The organism is Flavobacterium sp. MFBS3-15 (assembly GCF_026107645.2).
Classification (GTDB): Bacteria; Bacteroidota; Bacteroidia; order Flavobacteriales; family Flavobacteriaceae; genus Flavobacterium.
On sequence record NZ_JAPCHV010000007.1, the window covers coordinates 69,575 to 86,777 of the forward strand.

General features: G+C 43.8%; 19 protein-coding genes. 9 read left to right on the forward strand and 10 right to left on the reverse strand.

The window, feature by feature from the left end:
* Positions 1–86: 86 nt before the first annotated feature.
* Together gyrA and OGH69_RS07560 are read left to right on the forward strand one after the other, a co-directional pair.
* Positions 87–2,645 (forward strand): DNA gyrase subunit A, encoded by a 2,559-nt coding sequence (gene gyrA, locus OGH69_RS07555; protein ID WP_265173850.1) that lies wholly within the window; start codon positions 87–89, stop codon positions 2,643–2,645.
* Positions 2,646–2,663: 18 nt separating this feature from the next.
* Positions 2,664–3,974, forward strand: a complete 1,311-nt coding sequence (locus tag OGH69_RS07560; protein ID WP_265173851.1) for a tetratricopeptide repeat protein — start codon at positions 2,664–2,666, stop codon at positions 3,972–3,974.
* A 69-nt stretch (positions 3,975–4,043) separates the two neighbouring features.
* Here OGH69_RS07560 and OGH69_RS07565 read toward each other — a convergent pair whose 3' ends face one another.
* From OGH69_RS07565 to rsfS, 8 genes are all read right to left on the reverse strand, one after another.
* Positions 4,044–5,135, reverse strand: coding sequence for an RHS repeat domain-containing protein (locus OGH69_RS07565; protein ID WP_265173852.1), 1,092 nt, complete (start codon positions 5,133–5,135; stop codon positions 4,044–4,046).
* A 138-nt stretch (positions 5,136–5,273) separates the two neighbouring features.
* The gene (locus OGH69_RS07570) at positions 5,274–6,056 is read right to left on the reverse strand and encodes a superoxide dismutase (protein WP_306354365.1); all 783 of its coding nucleotides are present in this window, start codon (positions 6,054–6,056) and stop codon (positions 5,274–5,276) included.
* Positions 6,057–6,063: 7 nt separating this feature from the next.
* Positions 6,064–6,324: an acyl-CoA-binding protein gene (locus tag OGH69_RS07575; protein WP_265173853.1), complete on the reverse strand. Its 261-nt coding sequence runs from the start codon at positions 6,322–6,324 to the stop codon at positions 6,064–6,066.
* 3 nt (positions 6,325–6,327) lie between these two features.
* Positions 6,328–6,981: a phosphatidylserine decarboxylase family protein gene (locus tag OGH69_RS07580; protein ID WP_265173854.1), complete on the reverse strand. Its 654-nt coding sequence runs from the start codon at positions 6,979–6,981 to the stop codon at positions 6,328–6,330.
* Positions 6,971–7,792 carry a phosphatidate cytidylyltransferase gene (locus OGH69_RS07585; protein WP_265173855.1) on the reverse strand — a complete coding sequence of 274 codons (822 nt, stop codon included), beginning with the start codon at positions 7,790–7,792 and terminating at the stop codon, positions 6,971–6,973. Before OGH69_RS07585 ends, OGH69_RS07580 begins: the two co-directional genes overlap by 11 nt.
* A 1-nt stretch (position 7,793) precedes the next feature.
* Positions 7,794–8,396: a lactate utilization protein B/C gene (locus OGH69_RS07590; RefSeq protein WP_265173856.1), complete on the reverse strand. Its 603-nt coding sequence runs from the start codon at positions 8,394–8,396 to the stop codon at positions 7,794–7,796.
* Between the two features lie 104 nt (positions 8,397–8,500).
* Positions 8,501–10,432, reverse strand: coding sequence for an ATP-dependent zinc metalloprotease FtsH (ftsH, locus tag OGH69_RS07595; protein WP_265173857.1), 1,932 nt, complete (start codon positions 10,430–10,432; stop codon positions 8,501–8,503).
* Between the two features lie 12 nt (positions 10,433–10,444).
* Positions 10,445–10,816 (reverse strand): ribosome silencing factor, encoded by a 372-nt coding sequence (rsfS, locus tag OGH69_RS07600; RefSeq protein ID WP_265173858.1) that lies wholly within the window; start codon positions 10,814–10,816, stop codon positions 10,445–10,447.
* A 93-nt stretch (positions 10,817–10,909) separates the two neighbouring features.
* Between rsfS and OGH69_RS07605 the strand changes: the two genes are divergently transcribed.
* Positions 10,910–11,638, forward strand: coding sequence for a biotin--[acetyl-CoA-carboxylase] ligase (locus OGH69_RS07605; protein WP_265173859.1), 729 nt, complete (start codon positions 10,910–10,912; stop codon positions 11,636–11,638).
* 36 nt (positions 11,639–11,674) lie between these two features.
* Positions 11,675–12,211 carry a hypothetical protein gene (locus tag OGH69_RS07610; protein WP_265173860.1) on the forward strand — a complete coding sequence of 179 codons (537 nt, stop codon included), beginning with the start codon at positions 11,675–11,677 and terminating at the stop codon, positions 12,209–12,211.
* 68 nt (positions 12,212–12,279) lie between these two features.
* Here the strand turns inward: OGH69_RS07610 and OGH69_RS07615 are convergent, their stop codons facing one another.
* A complete protein-coding gene (locus tag OGH69_RS07615) occupies positions 12,280–12,882 on the reverse strand; it encodes an NUDIX hydrolase (RefSeq protein ID WP_265173861.1) in 603 nt (200 codons plus the stop codon).
* A 7-nt stretch (positions 12,883–12,889) separates the two neighbouring features.
* On the opposite strand from OGH69_RS07615, the gene pyrE reads away from it, so the two are divergent.
* From pyrE to OGH69_RS07640, 5 genes are all read left to right on the forward strand, one after another.
* Positions 12,890–13,531, forward strand: a complete 642-nt coding sequence (gene pyrE, locus OGH69_RS07620; protein ID WP_265173862.1) for an orotate phosphoribosyltransferase — start codon at positions 12,890–12,892, stop codon at positions 13,529–13,531.
* A gap of 107 nt (positions 13,532–13,638) precedes the next feature.
* Positions 13,639–14,031, forward strand: a complete 393-nt coding sequence (locus OGH69_RS07625; protein ID WP_265173863.1) for an SRPBCC family protein — start codon at positions 13,639–13,641, stop codon at positions 14,029–14,031.
* 101 nt (positions 14,032–14,132) lie between these two features.
* Positions 14,133–14,663, forward strand: coding sequence for a hypothetical protein (locus OGH69_RS07630; RefSeq protein ID WP_265173864.1), 531 nt, complete (start codon positions 14,133–14,135; stop codon positions 14,661–14,663).
* Positions 14,664–14,668: 5 nt separating this feature from the next.
* Complete coding sequence (locus OGH69_RS07635; protein ID WP_265173865.1) at positions 14,669–15,400, forward strand: metallophosphoesterase family protein; 732 nt, start codon at positions 14,669–14,671, stop codon at positions 15,398–15,400.
* Between the two features lie 135 nt (positions 15,401–15,535).
* Positions 15,536–16,237, forward strand: coding sequence for a DUF4241 domain-containing protein (locus OGH69_RS07640; RefSeq protein ID WP_265173866.1), 702 nt, complete (start codon positions 15,536–15,538; stop codon positions 16,235–16,237).
* 45 nt (positions 16,238–16,282) lie between these two features.
* Here the strand turns inward: OGH69_RS07640 and folP are convergent, their stop codons facing one another.
* A complete protein-coding gene (gene folP / locus OGH69_RS07645) occupies positions 16,283–17,119 on the reverse strand; it encodes a dihydropteroate synthase (protein ID WP_265173867.1) in 837 nt (278 codons plus the stop codon).
* Positions 17,120–17,203 lie beyond the last annotated feature (84 nt).

A 17,203-nucleotide genomic window follows, 5' to 3' on the forward strand; every position in this document is an offset into this window, starting at 1 on the left:
AAATCGCTGCAGCCCCTTTAAATCCTGTTTAATTTGCGTATATTGGCACGTTTTGTATTAACAATAAATTAATAATATAACTACTTATGTCTGAAGGAGAAAAGTTAATTCCCATTAACATAGAGGACGAAATGAAATCAGCTTACATTGACTATTCAATGTCGGTGATTGTATCCAGGGCGCTGCCCGATGTGAGGGATGGGTTGAAACCGGTTCACAGGAGGGTGCTCTTCGGGATGTATGAATTGGGTGTCCTTTCCAACAGGGCTCACAAAAAGTCCGCAAGGATCGTAGGAGAAGTTTTAGGTAAGTATCACCCGCACGGTGATTCATCAGTATATGACGCCATGGTGCGTATGGCACAGGAATGGAGCCTTCGCTACCTTTTGGTAGACGGCCAGGGTAACTTTGGTTCGGTAGACGGCGACAGCCCTGCAGCAATGCGTTACACAGAGGCGAGGCTAAGGAAGATTTCGGAAGAGATCATGGCCGACCTTGATAAGGAAACGGTTGACTTCCAGCTTAACTTTGACGATACCCTTGAGGAGCCAACAGTTATGCCGACAAAGGTGCCAAACCTTTTGGTGAACGGTGCCTCGGGTATTGCGGTGGGTATGGCGACCAATATGGCGCCGCACAACCTTACCGAGGTGGTAAACGGTACTTTGGCTTATATAGATAACACTGATATTGAGATAGATGAGCTGATGACGCACGTGAAAGCGCCGGATTTCCCAACGGGAGGCGTTATTTACGGCTATGAAGGTGTGCGCGAGGCATTCAAGACCGGCCGTGGGCGTGTAGTAATGCGCGCCAAGACCAGCTTTGAAGAAGTAGATGGCCGCGAGTGCATCATCGTGACAGAGATACCGTACCAGGTGAACAAGGCCGACATGATCAAGAAGACGGCCGACATGGTGAACGAGAAGAAAATAGAGGGTATTGCCAACATCCGCGATGAGTCGGATCGTAACGGTATGCGTATCGTGTATATCCTGAAAAGGGAAGCCGTGCCGAATGTAGTGCTTAATACCCTTTTCAAATTTACCCAGCTTCAGTCATCGTTCAGCGTTAACAACATTGCACTGGTTGCCGGAAGGCCGCAGCTGCTGAACCTGAAAGACCTTATCCACTACTTTGTGGAGCACAGGCACGATGTGGTAGTGCGCAGGACACAGTACGACCTTCGTAAAGCCGAAGAGCGTGCACACATATTGGAAGGATTGATCATCGCTTCGGATAATATCGATGAAGTGATCCAGATAATAAGGAGCTCGAAAGATGGCGATGAGGCGCGTACGCGATTAATAGAGCGCTTTAACCTGAGTGAGATCCAGGCCCGCGCCATTGTTGAGATGCGATTGAGGCAGCTAACCGGACTGGAGCAGGATAAACTAAGGGCCGAATATGCCGACATCATGAAACTCATTGCCGAATTGAAAGCGCTATTGGAAAGCAAGGAGCTAAGGATGGAGCTCATCAAGCAGGAGCTTACCGAAATACGCGACAAGTATGGCGATGCCCGCCGTTCGCAAATCGAATACTCAGGAGGCGACGTAAGCATTGAAGACCTTATTGCCGACGAAAGCGTGGTGGTAACCATTTCGCATGCGGGCTACATCAAGCGTACACCGCTGTCAGAATACAAAACGCAAAACAGGGGAGGGGTAGGCCAGAAAGGCGTTACCACCCGAGACCAGGACTTCCTGGAGCACCTGTATGTGGCTACCAACCACCAGTACATGCTGTTTTTTACCCAAAAAGGAAAATGTTTCTGGATGCGTGTTTACGAAATTCCGGAAGGAAGCAAGACCAGCAAAGGGCGTGCGATACAAAACCTTATCAACATCGAAAATGATGATAAGGTAAAAGCGTTCATTTGTACGCAGGACCTGAAAGACCAGGAATATATCAATAACCATTATGTGATCATGGCTACCAAGCAGGGTATCGTTAAGAAAACCCTGTTGGAGCAATATTCACGCCCAAGGCTTAACGGTATTGCGGCGATTACCATCCGTGAGGACGACGAACTTTTGGAAGCCAAGCTGACTACAGGCGAGAGCCAGGTGCTTATCGCGGTGAAGTCGGGCAAGCTGGTACGCTTTGAGGAAGGCAAGACCCGCCCAATGGGCAGGAGCGCGTCGGGCGTGCGTGGTATTACCCTCGCCGATGAGAAGGATGAGGTGATTGGCATGGTTTCTGTAAACGACATGAACAGTGAGATACTTGTAGTATCCGAAAACGGGTACGGCAAGCGTTCGAGCCTTGAAGATTACAGGATTACCAACCGTGGCGGTAAAGGTGTGAAAACGCTTAATATTACTGACAAGACCGGTAGCCTGGTGTCCATCAACAGTGTGACTGATGCCGATGACCTTATGATCATCAACAAGTCGGGATTAACCATCCGTATGATGGTGTCTGACCTTCGGGTAATGGGCCGTGCCACCCAGGGTGTGCGCCTCATCAACATAAAAGGCAACGACTCGATTGCAGCAGTTACAAAAGTGCTTCGTGAGGAAGATGCCATTGAAGATGCTATTGAGGAAAACATGGAAGAGCTTGGCGCCGAAAACCTGCCGCAGGACATGAAAGACATTGCAGATGATGCAGGAACCGAAGAAGACCGGAACGAAGAGTAATATTTTAAAAATAACAATATGAAAATTAAATATGCGGTTGCAGCGTCGCTATTGTTATCACTAAGCGCGTTTGCACAAAAAGAAGAGCTGAAAGGCCTTAAGAAAATAGTAGAAAAAGATGCACCTCCTACCAAAGAGGATATGACAAAGTTTAAAGAACTTGTTGCAGCCGCTGAACCAAAGATGGGTTCGGCAACAGCTGAGCAGCAGGCTGACTTTTATTATTATAAAGCTTCGGGAGGCATGATGGAGATGATGACCAACCCAATGCTTATGGCAAATCCTCAGGTTGCTTTCAAAATGATTGAAACTGCTGTGGATGACATGAATAAGGTTATTGAGATTGAAAAAAGCGGAAAGAAAAACCATACCAAGGAAATACAGGAGGTTATTTTTCCTGAAGTTAAGACAATGGTAGGTAACATTGCAGCACAATTGGTTGACGGTAAAAAATACAAAGAAGCTGCATCTCTTTATGCCCTGGTGTACAAGATGGACCCTAAAGACCATTCACAGCTTTATAATGCGGCTGCAATGGCCGTTAACGGGCAGGACTATGATAAGGCCCTGGAATATTACCTGCAACTGGATAAGTCAGGATTTACAGGTGAAGGAACGTCTTACGTGGCCAAAAACAAAAAAAGTGGGCAGGTAGAAAGTTTCCCTAATAAGGATACTCGTGATATTGCGATCAAGACGGGAGAATATTCTGAACCAAAAGACGAGAAGCTTCCTTCGCTAAAAGGGGAGATAACCAAGAATATTGCTTTGATTTATGTACAGAAGGGTGAAAATGACAAAGCTAAAGCCGCAATGGCTGCCGCAAGGAAAAACAACCCTGACGATGTTAACCTTATTGTTGCCGAAGCCAATATATATTACCAGGCTAAGGACATGGAAGGGTACAAAAGGCTCATAAACGAAGCTGCGGCTAAAAGCCCCAACAATCCTGAGCTTTTTTACAACCTGGGTGTAGTGGCTTCAGAAACAGATAAGGCTGAGGCTAAAAATCATTATAATAAAGCGCTCCAGATAGATCCTAACTACGAGCCTGCGCTTGTAGGAATGGCTTCGCTTATCCTCTCTGACGAGCAAAAGATCGTTGATGAGATGAACGGCATTACCGGTACAAGCAAAAAGGATAATGACCGTTATGATGCGCTTAAGAAGAAAAAAGACGGCCTGTATACAGAATCGCTTACATATCTTGAAAAGGCACATAAGTTAAAGCCGGACAACCAGTACACCATTTCGCTTCTTGCCGGTATTTACCAGGCGCTTGAAAGGGATGCTGACTACAAGGCCATGAAAGCAAAAATGAAAGGTTAATCCAAATTGGCTCATAAAAAAAAATCCACCGTTTACAGCGGTGGATTTTTTTTGTGTTATTCTTTTGCTTTATTCTTCGTCAGTAAAATAACTTATTTTTCTCTCTGCCACAAAGGACGGTTTCCCGTTTATGATAACCGACTTTTTAGTCCAGTTACCCTGGTCATCATATTCATAGCCATATTCGCGGCTGTCAAGGCTTTCTCCCTTTCCGTTCGAGATTTTTACAGCAGTAACGTTGCCGTGCCCGTCGTAAGTGTACAATATTTCCGATTGCGGGACATTATTCACATCTACCTTTACGGAAGTCGGGTTGCTGTTGGCATCATAATTATATACCTCATGAGTTACCGATTTGTCCGCGCTGTCTACAATGTAACGCTCCAACAGGTTTCCTTTTTTGTCATAGCTGCTTTTTTCGCGATATTCTATGGCACCGCTTGGCGCTGTCGTTTCTTTTTTGGTTACATTTTTACCGTCGTACGCAAAAACTGTCTTGTAAATCATTTTGTCTTTGCTGTAGCGTGTTTCTGAAATCTTACGGTTTTCAGCATCATATTCATACTGGTTGCGAACCTGTACGTATTCGGTATTCAAATACATTTCCTCCCCCTTCAGTCTTCCTTTTTGGTCATACGTATAGGTTGTCCTGTCGGTTGGGTTATCCTGGCTGTTGAATGACTTTTTCTCAACCAGGTTTTTTCCTTTGTAGGTCAGTACAACGCGGTCGAGCTGGCTGTTATCGCCATTACGGCGTATGATGGCAGTAATATTTCCTGATTTATCGCGCTGCTGCTCCGTTTTAATGCCCGGCTGCCCATTGATGTATTGGGTCTTCGACTCCATATTGTCCCTTCCGTTGAACTTTATCTCCTCAAAAGGGATGTTGTTGGCCATCCACTTTTTTTCAAGCACCAGGACGCCTTTTTCGTTAAAAGTAAGGTCAGAGTCGTGCCTGCTTTGTACTTCGTGTTTTGTGGCGCCTTTTTGGTCGGAACCGTGAATCTCATATGACTTTTCAGAAATGGTTTTTACATTGCCTTGCAGCTTGTAAAAGGACCAGTCGGTTTTCTCCCTGTCGACAGATGTTTTTGTTTCTTTTTCTTCATCCTTGCAGGAAGCCATCAGCACGAGCAGGGCCAGCGGATACAGGTATTTCATGTGTTGTTTATTTATACATTCCAAAAGTCATTCTTTTTTTTGAAACAGGCAAGGACGATGTTGGATTGTTAGATTTTAGTTTGGAATAAAAAAATCCGCCCGAAGGCGGATAATCTTAATTCATATACGGTTGAAGCTTTATTTCTTCACAGCCGCATCATACTTTTTAGCAACCGCATCCCAGTTGATCACGTTGTAGAACGCGTTGATGTAGTCCGGCCTTTTATTCTGGTACTCGAGGTAATAAGCATGCTCCCAAACGTCAAGTCCAAGCACCGGCTTACCGGCTACGGCAGCGCCCGGCATCATCGGATTGTCCTGGTTAGGGGTGCTGGTTACGGCAAGTTTGCCGTCTTTCGTCACCACAAGCCATGCCCATCCTGAGCCAAACTGTTTTGTAGCAGCTTCGGTAAATTGTGTCTTGAACGCATCGAATGAACCAAAATCTTTTGTGATGGCTTCTGCCAAAGCGCCTTTAGGTTCACCTCCGGCTTTAGGAGCCATGATTTCCCAGAAAAGGGTATGGTTGTAATAGCCGCCTCCATTGTTGCGCACCGCTTTGTTGTCAGGAGCAAGGGTGGTTAGGATTTCCTCAATGGTCTTCTTTTCAAGGTCGGTGCCCTTGATAGCCTTATTCAGCTCATCGGTATATTTCTTATAATGCTTCGAATAATGCACTTCCATAGTCTTTGCATCAATGTTTGGTGCAAGTGCATCATACGCATAGCCCAGTTTTGCTACCTGAAAAGGCCCTTCTTCAGCTTTTACTTCATCCGGGTTGCCGGCAGGTGCATCTGTTTTGCCTTCTTCTTTTTCAGGAGCAGGTACTTCTACTACTTCTTCAAGCTCGTTTTTGTCCTTGCACGATTGCAATGAGGCGATCACAACCAGTGCGGAAAGAAAGATCTTTACTTTTTTCATATTGTAATTATTTAGTTATGGAATTTATGGTCTCAATGTACAGCTGCTTGGCCTCATCGGGTGTAAGGTGCTGTACCTGTATCCAGGCATTCATTTTAAAGGCGTTCCGCAGGTCGAAATTCTGGTAATAACCTTTCGGTTCGCCCGAGGTAGCCTGCTTGTAATACGCATAAATGCGAAGCATGACATCCTGCGGCAGCGATTCTGTCATGCCGGAAGCTTTTTCATATGCCTCCTGAAAAAGGGTATCAAGGTCCTTTTCCGTCATGGATTATTTTTTTATTGCTATTACGGTTTTTCCACCTACTGCTTTTTGGTTCAGCTTTACATTCACTTCTGTCCCCAGGGGCAGGAATAGGTCTACCCTTGACCCGAATTTAATGAACCCGGCATCAGTTCCCTGTATGGCCTGCATGCCCTCGCGCGCATAATTGACAATACGCCTTGCCAGGGCGCCGGCAATCTGCCTGTATAATATTTCGCCAAAATAGCTGTTCTCAATGACAATGGTTGTACGCTCGTTCTCCTCGCTTGCTTTTGGGTGCCATGCTACTAGGTACTTTCCCGGGTGGTATTTGCTGAACTTCACCAGGCCGTTAACCGGATAGCGTGTTACGTGTACGTTGATAGGCGACATAAAGATGGATACCTGCAGGCGCTTGTCCTTAAAATACTCCGGCTCGTATACCTCCTCGATAACCACTACTTTCCCGTCTACCGGGGCAATGATGGTGTGCTCGGCCACATCGGTATAGCGTTTCGGGTTCCTGAAGAACTGAAGTATCAGTATCAGGAAAATAAGGGCGAATACCTGAATGGTTTTCAGCAGCCAGAAATTGTGGATGAATTGTTCTGAGAGGATAACTACCCCTACGGTTACCGCCAATGCGATCAGAATGATTTTTGCTCCTTCTTTATGAAACATAGTATATGATTTGAAAATACAAAAATAAGAAAGGTATCGCGAATATAATACTGTCGAGCCTGTCTAAAATTCCGCCATGCCCCGGCATGATGTTGCCGCTGTCCTTAACCCCGGCCGTACGTTTGAACTTTGATTCTACAAGATCGCCTAATGTGCCGAATATCACAAGGATAACAGCCGAAGCCATCCAATGGGCGGGGCTTAAAAAATCGTGATAAATACTGATAATGTATCCCGCTGTTATCGCAAATAGCATCCCGCCTAAAAAGCCTTCAATGGTTTTCTTTGGTGAGATGCGCTCGAAAAGTTTATGTTTTCCGATAGCTTTGCCCACAATGTAGGCGAAAGTGTCATTTGTCCAGATGATAATAAAAGCGCCAACGATGCTATAGATCACGATATCATATTTGCCTTCAAACAGAAACGGGAATTTTATAATAAGCAAGAAAGGGAAAATGACATATCCAATCAGCTGCGCGGCTTTTACGATATTGTTCTTTTGTGCGGATGGACGTTTGCTGAAAAGGTCTTCAAGGAGTAGTATGCCGATCAAAACCGACCCGAGTGAGAGGCATAGGTTAGCAGATGCGCTGTCGTTCGGAATCACGAACACGAACAATCCTAAAAATGCGATGCCGGTAATCAGGGGGAGCATCATTTTTATTCCTGCAAGCCTGCAAAACTCTCCTATGGCTATCATCATAAATACCCCAAACAGTACCATAAAACTCCCCGGGGAGTATAATGTTGCCCCCAAAAGAAGTGCAATATATACGATACCCGACAGTGCCCTGACTATGCTTTCATTCATCTTACAGGTCTTCTAAAAGCAAAAGGTACAGATTCTTTGCAGCACTGCCATAGTGCATGAAATCTTCCTCTTTGGCCTTTTCGAAATATTTTATAGTGGTGATGTTTGTAGGGTAATCTTTATCATACTTGCGCTTTATCTCACGGAGTCCGTCACTCTTAGTGCCCAGGATCTGGCTGGTAGTAGCATATACCACAATGTTGGCCGGGAGCTCATTGGGTTTCTTTTGCTTGATTTGGTTAGAGGAAAAAAGGATGGAGCCTTCGTCAGCCACAAGATTTTCGCAGGTGGCCAAAATAAACTTTGGCTGTTGCGGATTAGTATAGTTCAGCTTGTTTTCGTCGAGTAAGGGATAAAGGCGGGGTTCAAAACAAAGGGCTTCGCATTCAAACCAGTCGTTTTCCTCCAACACGTTAAGGAATTGCTCATGCACTTCGCCAAGGTTATCGCAATAGAGGAACTTACCGCCATTTTTACGGAAGTTGACCATGAACATCTCATCTATAGGGAGTTGTTGTTCCGGTAAGTAAGGGTGCCCGTCCTGTCGGTGTTCATCACCGGATACATCATTTGCGGCACCAAAAATTTTTTTAAAAAGACTCATAGGGATCTGATCCGTTTTTTCCTTACACACTCAAAGATAAAAAAATCTTAATTCAATCTTACGATTGAATTAAGATTTTTGGTTTTATTTAGTAAATGTGCAGTTTAAGCTTCTGTAACGGCCTCATGCCCGTGCTTGTCAAAAGGCCTTTTTCCGAAGATTTCCTCAAGGTCATCCTTGAATATCACTTCTCTTTCGATTAGGATGTCGGCCAACTTGTTCAGCTTGTCCTTATTTTCATCCAGTATCCTAATTGCACGCTGGTATTGCTCTTCGATAAGGGTAGATATTTCCTTGTCGATGATTTGTGCAGTATCTTCAGAATACGGTTTAGAAAAGCTATACTCGCTCTGACCTGACGAATCGTAATAAGTAACATTGCCCACTTTTTCGTTAAGGCCATATATTGTTACCATGGCACGTGCCTGTTTGGTCACTTTTTCAAGGTCGCTAAGCGCACCAGTAGATATTTTGTCGAAAGTCACTTTCTCTGCAGCACGTCCTCCCATGGTGGCGCACATTTCGTCGAGCATTTGCTCAGGCCTCACAATAAGCCTTTCTTCCGGGAGATACCAGGCAGCGCCAAGGCTTTGCCCACGCGGAACAATGGTTACTTTTACCAATGGGGCGGCATGTTCAAGCATCCAGCTTACAGTGGCGTGACCTGCTTCGTGTATCGCAATTGCACGTTTTTCTTCCGGCGATATGATCTTGTTCTTCTTTTCAAGCCCGCCTACGATACGGTCTACCGCATCAAGGAAATCCTGCTTATCTACTGCTTTCTTGTCTTTACGGGCTGCAATAAGGGCGGCCTCGTTACATACGTTCGCAATATCTGCACCCGAGAATCCAGGGGTCTGCTTAGCAAGGAATTCAGTGTCCAGGTCTTCCGACTTTTTAAGCGGCTTCAGGTGTACCTCGAATATCTCACGGCGCTCACGGATGTCCGGAAGGTCAACGTAAATCTGCCTGTCAAAACGTCCTGCACGCATAAGGGCTTTGTCCAGCACATCGGCGCGGTTTGTGGCAGCAAGTACGATAACGTTGGTGTTGGTGCCGAAACCATCCATCTCGGTAAGAAGCTGGTTTAGTGTGTTTTCCCGCTCGTCGTTAGAGCCTGAAAAATTATTTTTTCCACGCGCACGGCCTACAGCATCAATCTCATCAATGAAAATGATTGCAGGTGATTTTTCCTTGGCTTGTTTGAAGAGGTCGCGTACCCTTGAGGCACCCACGCCCACAAACATCTCCACGAAATCAGAGCCTGAGAGTGAGAAGAACGGCACTTTAGCTTCACCTGCTACGGCTTTCGCCAAAAGGGTTTTACCTGTCCCCGGAGGGCCTACAAGAAGCGCACCCTTTGGTATCTTGCCTCCAATACTGGTGTATTTTTCCGGATTTTTCAGGAACTCCACAATTTCCTGTATTTCTTCTTTAGCCCCTTCAAGGCCGGCTACGTCTTTAAAAGTTACCTTAATGTCATTCTTTTCGTCAAACAGCTTGGCTTTAGACTTCCCGATATTGAATATCTGTCCGCCACCGCCGCCTGCACCGCCGCCTGACATTCTTCGCATCATGAATATCCATAGCGCTACAAGGATTAGTATTGGGAGGATGCCTATGAGCAATTCACCCCAAATGCTGTCCGATTCGACCGAGTAGTCTGCAAGCTTGCCTTCTTTTGAGGCCTGGTCAAGCTTTTGTACAAACAATTCGTTTTTATCGCCCACGTTTACAATATAATGCGGGCCTTTAGTCTTTTTGCCGAACATATCGGTCTGCTGGGTTTTTTCGTGTTCCTTGTTTTTCAGGAACTCGTCCTTTATGTAAACCTCGGCAGTTGACTTATTGTAAGTTACCTTACTTACCTGTCCGGCATCAAGGTACTTATAGAAATTGGATATCGAAGTGCTTTTTGGTTCGCTGAATGTAGACCCTCCTACCACATAATTTATGGCGAGGAACATCAGCAATATCCCGCCATATATGAGCCACGGGCTTACTTTTACCTTACTGGGTTTATTATCTTTTGACATGAATTCAGATGATTAATAGTTGCTTGGGATCGATGTAATTCTGGCATCGCCCCAAAGGCTTTCTATGTTATAATACTCGCGAATGTGCTTTTGAAACACATGTACAACAATGTTCACGTAGTCCATAAGGACCCACTCGCCATTTTCCGTACCTTCTACGTGCCATGGCTTGTCTTTAAGTTCCCGTGAAACTATTTTTTGGATAGAGTGAACAATGGCGTTCACCTGAGTATTGGAAGTACCGTTGCAGATCACGAAATAATCGCATACGGTGTTATCTATTTCCCTAAGATCGAGGATGTCTATATCGTTGCCTTTTACTTCTTCAATGCCTTTGATGATGTTCGCTAAAAGATCATCGTTGTTTACATTTTTTTTCGCCATGTAAAATTTTATATTTTCGCAAAGTTACCATTTTTTGTATTTACTTTTGAACCTTAACACAAGATTAAAAAGATAAATCCGTCTTATTTCGTAATGAATATCATCAAACTCAATGCCATTAACTCTACTAACGACTACCTAAAGGGACTGCTTGCTGAAAGGTATGTTGAAAACTTTACGGCAGTTGTAGCCGAAGACCAAACGCAGGGCAGGGGGCAGATGGGGGCAAAATGGAATGTTGAACCGGGCAAGAACCTCACATTTAGCATATTGGTAAAAGACCTGCTGTTGAAGATAGATGAAATATTCGCCTTGAATGCTGCAGTAGCAGTAAGCATTTCAGAAGCGCTGGAAAGTTTTGCAAGAACACAAACCTCTATAAAATGGCCTAACGACATTTTGGCAGGTAACAGGAAGATTGGCGGAATACTTATTGAGAACATCATACGTAATGATGGTGAAATTTACTCTGTTATAGGCATTGGGCTCAATATTAACCAAAAAGATTTTTCCGGCCTGCCAAAAGCGTCATCGCTGTCAGTTGTGGAGGGTAGGGAGTTTGAGAAGGAAGTGATTATGGCTGCAATCATGGAAAAGCTCAGGAGAAATGTATCGCGCATACTCAATAAGGACATAGCCGTGATATGGTCCATGTACCATGACAGGTTGTATAAAAAGGATATTCCGATGCCATTTGAAAAAGGCGATAAGCGATTCATGGGTATCATAAAGGGGGTATCAAAAGACGGAAACCTTTCGGTCCGGTTAGAAGATGACAGCATCGCTTCTTTTGGACTTAAAGAAGTAACGATGCTTTATTAATTTGATTACGAAACGATTATGGAAAAATTGATATTGATGTTTTTTGCACTTATAATGTTCGGAGTGGCATATTCCCAAAATGAAGGGCAGGACTTTTGTAAAGGTGATACGGAAGGATCATATTTTCCTTTACAGATTAAGAAAAAAAAGCTGCTATGGAGCGATACTTATTACTTTGAAACTTTTGAAAAAGATACGGTAGTTAATGGTAACAACTACTTAAAATTTAAGCAGGTGTGGAAAAATGGCGATACAGATGTGTTGTTGTTAAGGGAGCGGAGAGGTACAGTGATGCAATATTATCCTGAAAGTAAGAAAGAAGTAATACGTTTTGATCCCTCATTCAGGCCCGGGCATACATGGAAAAACGAAACGCAGGACGCAACGTATAAGGTTATAGGCTATAATGAAAAGTTCGAGACGCCTTTTTGCAAATATGAAGGCCTTCTCGCCATCAGGGCAGAATACCCTACAGTTACCTATGTCTTCTATTACCTGAAAGGCTATGGCTATATTGCTGCTGCAAGGGATGGAAAAATAATATCTGCAGCTTCTCCGAACTGGAAAGAATAGGTTATTTAAGGTTGAAATTTACCCGGATGTACACTCAAACTAAGTAACACGAGTAGTTAAATCTGTAATCATTTCCCGACTTCCACATCCTCAAACAACAGTTTAATATTGTCATATGAGTTCCCTAAAGCCTCCCTGATTTCGTCAGGCTTTAGCCATGCGACCTTCTCGATACCTTCATTGGCCTGGCCTGTGAGGATACCGGTATAATTTGTCTTCATTTCAAACCAATGGGTTATCTTGAGTTTATAGACGCCGTTTCGTTTAAAAACATGATAGGTTTTTTGAAGTTTCTGTATGATTTTTAGTCCGCTCACACCGGTTTCTTCTTCAACTTCACGAAGTGCCGTCTCTTCTATTTCCTCGCCTTTTTCAATTCCCCCTTTAGGGAGGTCCCATTTGCCGTTGCGGAAAATAAACAGCACTTCGCCGGTATTGTTATATACAAGTCCGCCGCCGGCCTTGGCTACAGGTATTTTCTCTTTGAGCTTTTTGAGGATTTCTTTTTCGTCAGGATAATATAGAAATGCTTTTTGAACCTTATTGTTGAACATCTTTTTGATGAGCTGTTCAATATCTACAGTTTCCAAAAGGAATATTTGGAAATCGGTTTCTTTTTCAACCTGGTTGGTCAAAAAAAGTGGCTTATCGTTTACAAAAACTTTATACATTTGCAGTATGATTTTCAATACAGACACCGCTAAAAAAACAGCCGAATTGCTTTTACAAATAAACGCAATTAAATTAAATCCGCAAACCCCTTTTACGTGGGCTTCGGGTTGGAAATCGCCTATATATTGCGATAACAGGATAACTCTTTCATTTCCACCGATACGCAATTATATCCGCGAGGAATTTTCCAAGCATATAGAAAAAGAGTTTGGCAAGCCCGACGTTATTGCCGGGGTAGCCACCGGTGCAATAGGCATAGGAATGCTGGTTGCCGAATACATGGGGCTGCCATTCGTATACGTACGCCCGGAACCGAAAAAGCACGGCCGCCAGAACCAGGTAGAGGGCTTTTTGCAAAAAGGGCAAAATGTGGTAGTTGTGGAAGACCTTATTTCTACAGGCAACAGCAGCCTTTTGGCTGTTGACGCACTCAAAGCGGCAGGCGCTAATGTAAAAGGCATGGTAGGCATATTTACCTATGGTTTTGACGTGGCAGCTGAAAATTTTAAAAAAGCAAACGTAACGCTCCATACCCTGGGTAATTATGATACCCTGCTTGAAGAGGCCGTAGCAAAACAATATATTACCGAAAAAGAACTGGAAACCCTGAGGGAGTGGAGGAAAAGCCCTTCAACCTGGAATCAGTAGTAAGCCCGAATAATAACTAATAAACAAACTCCAGACATTAATCCCAAACACAGACTTTTCATATAGTTTGTAATTTGCGATTTGATTTTGGAATTTTAAATACAAATATGAATTTAGAAAGTCCCAAAGTAACCGTAAACCAATCTGCCCAGTATATATTTGACCAACTGAGCGATGTGAAAAACTTCGAAAAGCTTATGCCTGAAAATACTGCCAAGTTTGAAGTGACAGGAGACGACTCATTCATTTTTGCCCTTAAAGGAATGCCTGAAATCAAGCTTAAAATGAAGGAAAAAGAGTCTCCGAATAAGTTGGTACTGGGTGCGGCAAGTGATAAACTGCCTTTCACGCTTACCGGCAATATCAACTCGGTTTCGGAAAGCTCAAGTGAGGTACAGTTGCATTTTGCAGGCGAGTTCAATGCCATGATGGCTATGATGGTAAAAGGGCCGATAAGTAAATTCATCGAGACACTTGCAAACAATATGTATAAACTATAGGTTTTTAAAATAGCAATTTTATATTTCTCAGTAAAATTCGGGCCTTTTAGCAAAACTAAAATGCTTTTTTCATATTTTTATATAAATGTTATTATGGAATTATGAAAAAGATAATTGCTTTATTGCTTGTTTTGACATGTTGGGCAGTGCATCCACAAGGTGTAAATGGGCCTTTAGACAGCGTTATACTTACACAGGCCGATGCGATGGGAAAAGCTTTTATTGCTAAAGATTATACCTCTTTCATTAAATATAGCCATCCGACTGTAGTGCAGGTTATGGGCGGACAAAGGAAAATGCTTGATGAGACTGTCAAAAGTTTCCAGGAATTTGAAAAGCAGGGCGTTGTATTCCTTAGTGTAAGTTTTGGCGCGCCTTCTAAAATAGTTAAGACAGAAGGGGAATTACAGTGTACTTTTGTCGAAATGATAGAAATGCGTATACCTGGCGGGCGGCTTACGGCCTATACTAATGTTATTGCGGTTTCCAGGGACAATGGAGCAAATTGGTATTTTATAGATTGTTCTGATAACAGCATTGTCAATATGCGGCTGCTCATTCCGTCAATTAGCACTGAACTGGTTTTACCCGAACCTATTGGCCCCGCTTTTGAGGAAGACCCTAAACCCTGATCCTGATGCGTATAGCCCTGATTACCGACACCCATTTGGGTGACCCTACCACTGTATCTAACAATATAGATCCTAAAAAAAATCTTGAACTCGTATTGGACGATGTATCGGAAAAGGATATCGATATGCTGGTTTTTGCCGGAGATATTACCGAAACTGAAAATTACGGATGGTTTTTTAAAAGGCTTAAAACATTTTGCCCCAGCTATAAAGCTATTCTTGGCAACCATGACAATTTTGCCGAAGTGGTAAAGCATTTTAGCCACCCGTCGGCAAGCAGTACAGAGCTATATTATTCTCACGAAACGGAAACCTACAAGTATTTGTATATGGATTCGTCTTCGTCACGCATCAGCGACATGCAGTATGCCTGGCTCGAAAGGGAATCCGTAACCAACAAGCACCTGGTCATTTTCATACACCATCCCATACTCGGGCTCGACACGGCAATGCATCGTATTTACCCATTACATGGCAGGAAACGCATCAATGCACTGCTGCAACAATCGTTAAAGCCGGTAACTGTCTTTTGCGGTCACTATCATATGGCCGATAGCAGGCAGGATGGAAATATTACGCAACACATAACGCCTGCGGTATCTTTCCAGGTTAAGAAAGATTCCCACGAAATAGAAATCACTTCAGATCACTTTGGCTACCGCCTCATCGATCTTACCGAAGACGGAATCAGCACGCAACTGTTTATCAATCGAGTGGAGGGGTTAATAAGAGAATGACCTGGTGGCTCTATAGCATTCTGCCTTTGAATTTTGTTTTTAGATTTTTGCTTTAGCCTGAGGGGTTAAATTTTCGCTAAAGTCTCTATGGCAATTGATGTTTTAACTACTTTTAGTTCTCAAATAAACCATGCCATGAAAGATATAAACGACTTTGAAATGCACTATGACCTTAACGGTGAAATGAATTCACAGGAACTGGTAGAGATACATATTGGTGATGTAAACCTCCCAACAGGCAAAATCATTGCCGCTGATCCCTTTTTTACCGAGGAACAGCGCCCTTTTTCCCGCACCGTCGAACCAGATAAATACCCCGTTTACATCTTTGTGGCCAGGATAGATGAGTTGCATCACAGGATTGCATATGCCAAAATAAAATTTCGTCCCGAGAGTGCTACAAAGTGGATACTGGCCCTGACAGACGACCTTACAAGTGAAGAGCTTAATGATCTTACAGATGACGAATTTTACGGTTTTCCGGTAGAATCGGGTTTGGCTTGCTTTCTCGATGAACAGACAAATGCAGAGCTGATTGCAAAGATAGACAGCGTGCAGGAGGCAAAGCCGGAGTCAAACTATTATGACGAAGTGCTTGCTGACGAGTTCAGGGAGTATTCGGGCAAAAATAATTTTTCAAGGCAATTAGGTGACTGGAATGACCATCATCCAGATGCTGATTCTGATAATAACGTGATTATGTTTTCTTCCGGCTGGGGCGATGGGTATTATCCTGCCTATTGGGGCCTAAATGACGACGGCGATGCTGTAGAGCTTGTCATCGATTTCCTGATCAATGATTTTGGAGAAGAGGAAGATGATGAATTTGAGGATTGATATAATTGAATCCTAACACCTGATCCGCATTTTTGGCAGGATCAGTTAAATCTGAAATCTGAAATCTAAATTCTTAAATATTTTTACGCATTCCACGGCTTCTTTTACATCATGCACCCGCAATATTTTTGCACCCTTCATCAACGCAACCGTATTAAGGGAAGTAGTGCCGTTAAGTGCTTCCTGCGGGGTGATGCCGAGTGGCTTATAAATCATAGACTTACGCGACATCCCAGCCAAAATTGGTAATTCCACCATTTGGAGCAGTTGCATTTTTCCCAGCACCTCATAATTTTGCAACAGTGTTTTGGCAAATCCAAAGCCGGGGTCGATGATAATGTCGTTGATGCCAAAATCCCTGGCTACACTTATCCTTTCCGCAAAATAGGCCAGCATCTCTTTTACAATGTCATCGTACTGCGTCAGCTTTACCATAGTTTGCGGCGTACCCCGCATATGCATCATAATGTAGGGCACCTTGAGCTGCCCGACAGTCTCAGGCATTTTATCGTCAAGCATTCCTGCAGAGATATCGTTAACAATGGCCGCACCGCTTTCTACACAGGCTTTGGCAACAGCCGCACGGAAGGTATCTGCCGAAATTATCGCTTCCGGAAAATGTTTCAATACCAGTTCTACAACCGGCACGATACGTTCCAGCTCTTCCTGCTCGGTTACAAAGTCGGCATTCGGTTTGGAAGAGTAGGCCCCGACGTCGATAAAGTCTGCACCTTCCGAAAGCATTTTCTCTGCCTGCTTAAGTAATTCTGCTTCGTTTCCGTACTTGCCGCCGTCAAAAAAAGAGTCAGGTGTGCAGTTGAGAATGCCCATTACCTTGGGTTCTGACAGATCGATGAGGGTTCCTTTACAGTTGATGAGCATGGGCATTCTTTTTTGGAGCCGCCTTTGGTTTAGGTCGGTTATTTAGTATATTTGGAAAAATTTCATACAAAGATAGGACTTATA